Annotated in this window: 2 pseudogenes; one reads left to right on the top strand and one right to left on the bottom strand. The window is 71.0% G+C overall.

Annotated elements, in window-relative coordinates:
- Positions 1-499: pseudogene (locus tag AX692_RS16205) on the top strand (hypothetical protein); the annotation flags it as partial.
- A 10-nt stretch (positions 500-509) separates the two neighbouring features.
- On the opposite strand, the pseudogene AX692_RS20305 reads toward AX692_RS16205, so the two are convergent.
- A pseudogene (locus AX692_RS20305) lies at positions 510-701 on the bottom strand (cytidine deaminase); the annotation flags it as partial.

Genomic DNA, 701 nt, shown 5'->3' with positions numbered 1-701 from the left:
GCGGCGCGGGCATCTTCGAACCAATGCGGTTGGCGCCAACCTCAACCGCGAATGGGCCGAGCCGACCCCCGATCGCTCGCCCGAGGTGCTGGCGATCCGCAGCCGCATGGACCAGACCGGGGTCGACTTCGCGATCGACGTCCACGCCGACGAGGCGATCCCGGCGGTGTTCCTCGCCGGCTTCGAGGGCATCCCCTCGTGGAAGGAGGAACAGGGCGAGGGCTTCTACCGCTACCAGCGCATCCTCGCGCGCCGCACCCCCGATTTCCAGACGAAGCTCGGCTACCCCAAGGCCCGCCCTGGCACCGCGAACCTCTCGATGAGCACCAACCAGCTCGCCGAACGCTTCGGCGCGGTCGCGATGACGCTGGAGATGCCCTACAAAGACTTGGCCGACTTCCCCGAGCCCGAACAGGGCTGGTCGCCGGAACGCTGCAAGCTGCTGGGCCGCGAGTGCCTGGCGGCGCTGGTGGAATGGCTGGAGGCGCGGGACGCCTGAGCCGCGACGCCTATCCCAGATGCCCCGGCCCGAAGGCGTGGGGCAGCAGCGCGGATAGCGGCACGCGGCGCACGCCCTCGGCGCTGACGCACAGCACCAGCGGATCGGTGGCGCCAAGCGCGGCGACCTCGTTGAGCACCTGGCGGCAGCGGCCGCAGGGCGTGATCGGCTCGGCATCGGCCTTGAGGCCCACCACCGCGAC

This window comes from Erythrobacter donghaensis, from assembly GCF_001557325.1.
In the GTDB taxonomy this organism is placed as follows: Bacteria; Pseudomonadota; Alphaproteobacteria; order Sphingomonadales; family Sphingomonadaceae; genus Erythrobacter; species Erythrobacter donghaensis_B.
Note: the sequence above shows the minus strand (reverse complement) of the source record. Positions and strands in the feature narration are given on the sequence as shown.